Annotated in this window: 3 protein-coding genes and 1 tRNA gene; 1 reads left to right on the top strand and 3 read right to left on the bottom strand. The window is 71.9% G+C overall.

All coding sequences use genetic code 11. The annotated features are described in order from the left end of the window. Positions 1-60: 60 nt before the first annotated feature. Both AC2VOR_RS20070 and AC2VOR_RS20065 read right to left on the bottom strand, forming a co-directional pair. A tRNA-Thr gene (locus AC2VOR_RS20070) sits at positions 61-136 on the bottom strand. Positions 137-189: 53 nt separating this feature from the next. Continuing rightward, positions 190-1,407, bottom strand: a complete 1,218-nt coding sequence (locus AC2VOR_RS20065) for a DNA polymerase III subunit delta' (RefSeq protein WP_369736661.1) — start codon at positions 1,405-1,407, stop codon at positions 190-192. Between the two features lie 154 nt (positions 1,408-1,561). Between AC2VOR_RS20065 and AC2VOR_RS20060 the strand changes: the two genes are divergently transcribed. Continuing rightward, the gene (locus AC2VOR_RS20060; RefSeq protein WP_486964387.1) at positions 1,562-3,154 is read left to right on the top strand and encodes an adenylate/guanylate cyclase domain-containing protein; all 1,593 of its coding nucleotides are present in this window, start codon (positions 1,562-1,564) and stop codon (positions 3,152-3,154) included. Here AC2VOR_RS20060 and AC2VOR_RS20055 read toward each other — a convergent pair. Then, a partial coding sequence (locus tag AC2VOR_RS20055) for a DNA topoisomerase (protein WP_486964386.1) occupies positions 3,151-4,981 on the bottom strand: 1,831 nt, incomplete at its 5' end. The genes AC2VOR_RS20060 and AC2VOR_RS20055 overlap by 4 nt on opposite strands.

Below are 4,981 nucleotides of genomic sequence, written 5' to 3'. Positions count from 1 at the left end.
CCTCGCGTCGGGACCGGTGGGATTCCTGACCCCGGCCTGAGGCATGGAGCCGTGGAGCCGTGGAGCCGCCTAGGAGAATCGAACTCCTGACCTATTCATTACGAGTGAATCGCTCTACCGACTGAGCTAAGGCGGCGTGCCCGCGTAGGGGCGGCACGAGTCTACGGCAGGCGGCCCGGCCCGCCCAAGTCACTCGCGCAGCTGCTGGCCGATGGCGGCGACCATCGCGTCGACGGCGAACTTCGGTTTGACGTTCATCGCCAGCGCCTCGCGGCACTCCAGCACCGCCTCGATGCAGCGCAGCAGCCGGGCGGGCGCGGCGTGGCCGGCCAGGGCCGCGACCCGCTCGGCCATGTCCGGGTGGTTGGGCCGGATCGCCGGGGCGCCCGCGGACACCACCAGGGCGTCGCGGAAATACGTCGCGAGGTCGATCAGCGCGCGGTCCAGCGCGTCCCGCGACGCCCGGGTGTGCCGCGACTTCTGCCGCCGCTCCAGGTCCTTGATCGCGCCCGTTGCGCCGCGCAGCGCGCCCGCGGTGCCCTTGCCGGTGCCGCCGGCGCCCAGCGCCGTCCGCAGCTCCTCGGTCTCGGCCTCGGCGCGGTCGGCGGTCAGCACCACCGCCTCGGCCTCGGCGGCGGCCACCAGCTCCTCGGCGGCCGCATACGCCCGCGCCGGGGTCGCGGCGTCGCGCACCAGCCCCAGCGCCTTCTCCCGGCGCTGCCGGGCCTCGGGGTCGGTGGCCAGCCGCCGCGCCCGGCCCACGTGGCCCCCGCTGACCGAGGCGGCCCAGCCGGCCGTCTCGGCGTCCAGGCCGTCGGTGTCGACCAGCACGCCCGCGATCGCCTCGGTGGGCGGTGTCACGAGCGCGACGTGGCGGCACCGGGACCGCAGCGTCACCGCGATGTCCTCGGGGTCCACCGACGGCGCGCACAGCAGGAACACCGTCGACGGCGGTGGTTCCTCCACGACCTTCAGCAGCGCGTTCCCCGCGCCCTCGGTCAACCGGTCGGCGTCCTCGATCACCACGATCTGCCGGTGCCCGCCGGACGGGCGGCGCGACGCGATCTGCACGATGGCGCGCATCTCGTCGACGCCGATGGACAGGCCCTCGGGAATCACCCGCCGCACGTCGGCGTGAGTGCCGGCCATCGTCGTCGTGCACGCCCGGCAGCTGCCGCAGCCGGGACCGCCGTCGTCGAACGACGCGGTGCATTGCAGCGCGGCCGCGAAGCACAACGCCGCAACCGAGCGCCCCGACCCCGGCGGGCCGGTGATGAGCCACGCATGTGTCATAGTCCCGTCGCCGGCGCCCGCGTGATCCAGATCACCGCGGGCGGCCCGCGCCGCGGCCAGCAGCTCGGCCTCCACCGCCTCCTGGCCTACCAGCCGCGTAAACACCCCGGACATCACCGGCAACAGTAGTGACACCCGCCGACGGACACCGATCGGCCACCGGATCGCGACGGTTTCGTGAACTCCCCGGCTTTCGGGCGCCACCAGGCGACTTGCCGTGGTCCTTAGAGTTTTCCAACAAAAGGCCACTGACCGATACGGTGGATTGATGGCAACCGCGGCGACACTGCCCGGGCGGATCAACGCGTTCGTCCGGTGGGTGGTGCGCACCCCGTGGCCCCTGTTCCTGTTGAGCATGGTGCAGGCCGACATCATCGGCGCCCTATTCGTACTCGGCTTCCTGCGCTACGGCCTGCCACCCGAGGACCGCCTGCAGCTGCAGGACCTGCCGGGGGTGAACCTGGCGGTGTTCGCGGGCTCGCTGGTCGTGCTGTTCCTCGCCGTCTCGGTGATCAACCTCAAGCTGCTGATGCCGGTCTTCCGTTGGCAGCGCCGCGACAACCTGCTGGCCGAGACCGACCCGGCCGCCACCGAGCTGGCCCGCAGCCGGGCCTTGCGCATGCCGTTCTACCGCACGCTGACCAGCATGGTCGCCTGGTGCATCGGCGGCGTGGTGTTCATCGTCGCCAGCTGGTCGGTGGCCAGGTTCGCCGCACCGGTCGTGGCCGTCGCCACCGGCCTGGGCGCCGCCGCCACCGCGATCATCGGCTACCTGCAGTCCGAGCGGGTGCTGCGCCCGGTCGCCGTCTCCGCCCTGCGCAGCGGCGTGCCGGAGAACGTCAAGGCCCCCGGCGTCATCCTGCGCCAGATCCTGACCTGGATGCTCTCCACCGCCGTGCCCGTGCTGGCGATCGTGCTGGCGGTGGTCGCCGACAAGACCTCGCTGCTGCACGCGACGCCGGACAAGCTGTTCACCCCGATCCTGTTGCTGGCCCTGGCGGCACTGGGCATCGGGTTCGTCAGCACTCTGCTGGTGGCCATGTCGATCGCCGACCCGCTGCGCCAGCTGCGCTGGGCGCTGAGCGAGGTGCAGCGCGGAAACTACAACGCCCACATGCAGATCTACGACGCCAGCGAACTGGGCCTGCTGCAGGCCGGGTTCAACGACATGGTCCGCGACCTGTCCGAGCGGCAGCGGCTGCGCGACCTGTTCGGCCGCTACGTCGGCGAGGACGTCGCCCGCCGCGCCCTGGAGCGGGGCACCGAGCTGGGCGGGCAGGAACGCCACGTCGCCGTGTTGTTCGTCGATTTGGTCGGCTCGACGCAGCTGGCCGCGACCCGGCCACCGGCCGAGGTGGTGCACCTGCTCAATGAGTTCTTCCGAGTCGTCGTCGAGACCGTCGGCCGGCACGGCGGGTTCGTCAACAAGTTCCAGGGCGACGCCGCGCTGGCCATCTTCGGCGCCCCCATCGAGCACCCGGACGCGTCCGGCGGGGCGCTCGCGGCCGCCCGCGAACTACACGACGAGCTGCTGCCGGTCATCGGGTCCGCGGAGTTCGGGATCGGGGTGTCGGCGGGCCGGGCCATCGCCGGCCACATCGGCGCGCAGGCCCGCTTCGAATACACCGTGATCGGCGACCCCGTCAATGAGGCGGCGCGCCTGACGGAGCTGGCCAAGCTCGAGACCGGCCACGTGCTCGCGTCGGCGATCGCGGTCAGCGGCGCGCTGGACGCCGAGGCCCTGTGCTGGGACGTCGGTGAGGTCGTCGAGTTGCGCGGGCGGGTGGCGCCCACCCAGCTGGCCCGGCCGGTCAAGCTCGCCGCCCACGGCGAGGTGGCCCGCCAGCAGGTGTCGAGCTAGCCGCGCTTGGCGGCCTTCTTCGCCGGCGATTTAGCGGCGGCCTTCCGGGCCGTCTTCTTGGCGGGCCGCTTCACCGGCCCCCGGGCGCGACGGTCTGCCAGCAGCTCGGCCGCCCGCGCGTCGGTGATCGACGCCACGTCGTCGCCCTTGCGCAGGCTCGCGTTGGTCTCGCCGTCGGTGACATAGGGCCCGAAACGGCCGTCCTTGATCACCATCGGCTTGCCCGATGCGGGGTCTGTCCCCAGCGCGCGCAGCGGCGGTGCGGCGGCGGCCTGCCGGCCGCGGCGCTTGGGCTCGGCGTAGATCCGCAGCGCTTCCTCGAGGGTGATGTCGAAGATCTGTTCCTCGGTCGCCAGCGACCGGGAATCGGTGCCGCGCTTCAGGTATGGGCCGTAACGGCCGTTCTGCGCGGTGATCTCCTCGCCCGAGCCGGGATCGACGCCGACCACCCGGGGCAGCGACAGCAGCTTGAGCGCGTCGGAGAGGGTGACGGTCTGCAGGTCCATGCTGCGCAGCAGCGAACCGGTACGCGGCTTGGGGCCGGTGGGCTTCTTGCCCTTCTTCGCCGGCGCCGCGGCGCCGCCGTCCTCGTCGGGCGCCGGCGGCAGGACCTCGGTGACGTACGGGCCGTACCTGCCGTCCTTGGCGACGATTTCGTGGCCCGTCTCCGGGTCCACCCCGAGCACGCGGCCCTCCTGCGGCGTGGCGAACAGCTCCTCGGCCAGCTCCAGCGTCAGCTCGTCGGGCGTCAGGGAGTCGTTGAGGTTGGCCCGCTGCGGCTTGGGTTCGCCGTCTTCGCCGGGCACCATGCGCTCCAGGTAGGCGCCGTTCTTGCCCACCCGGACGTAGACGGGGCGGCCCTGGTCGTCGTCGAAGAGCTTGATGGAATTCACCTCGCGGGCGTCGATGCCTTCGAGGTTGACCCCGACGAGCTTCTTCAGGCCGCCGGCGCGCGCCACCGAGTCGGACACGCCGTGATCCCCGCCGAAGTAGAAGTTGTTCAGCCAGTCGGTGCGCCGCTCCTGGCCCGAGGCGATCGCGTCGAGCTCGTCTTCCATCGCGGCGGTGAAGTCGTAGTCGACGAGTCGGCCGAAGTGCTGCTCGAGCAGGCCGGTGACGGCGAACGCCACCCACGAGGGCACCAGCGCGCTGCCCTTCTTGTGGACGTAGCCGCGGTCCTGGATGGTTTTGATGATCGAGGAGTAGGTCGATGGCCGGCCGATGCCCAGCTCTTCGAGCGCCTTGACCAGCGACGCCTCGGTGAAGCGCGCCGGCGGGTTGGTGGCGTGCCCGTCCGGGGTCAGCTCGCGCGCCGCCAGCCGCTGCCCCTCGGTCAGCTGCGGCAGCCGACGCTCGGCGTCGTCGGCCTCGCCGCCGGCGAGTTCGTCGACGGTCTCGACGTAGGCCTTGAGGAAGCCCGGGAAGGTCAGGGTGCGGCCGCTGGCGGAGAACACCACCTGCTGGTCGCCGGACGCGCCCGCGATCCGCAGGCTCAGCGTCGTCCCGCGCGCGTCGGCCATCTGCGACGCGACCGTGCGCTGCCAGACCAATTCGTAGAGCCGGAATTCGTCGCCGTCGAGCTCGCGGCGCACCGCGTCCGGGGTGGCGAACGTCTCCCCCGCCGGCCGGATCGCCTCGTGCGCCTCCTGGGCGTTCTTCACCTTGCGGGTGTACTGGCGCGGGGACGCCGCGACATACTCCTCGCCGTAGAGCTGACGCGCCTGCGTGCGGGCGGCGTCGATGGCCGACTGCGACAGCGTGGTCGAGTCGGTACGCATATAGGTGATGTAGCCGTTCTCGTAGAGCCGCTGGGCGATGCTCATCGTG

This window comes from Mycobacterium sp. TH-M103, from assembly GCF_057473785.1.
The sequence above is the reverse complement of the archived record's forward strand: the minus strand, read 5'-3'. Positions and strand labels throughout refer to the sequence as shown.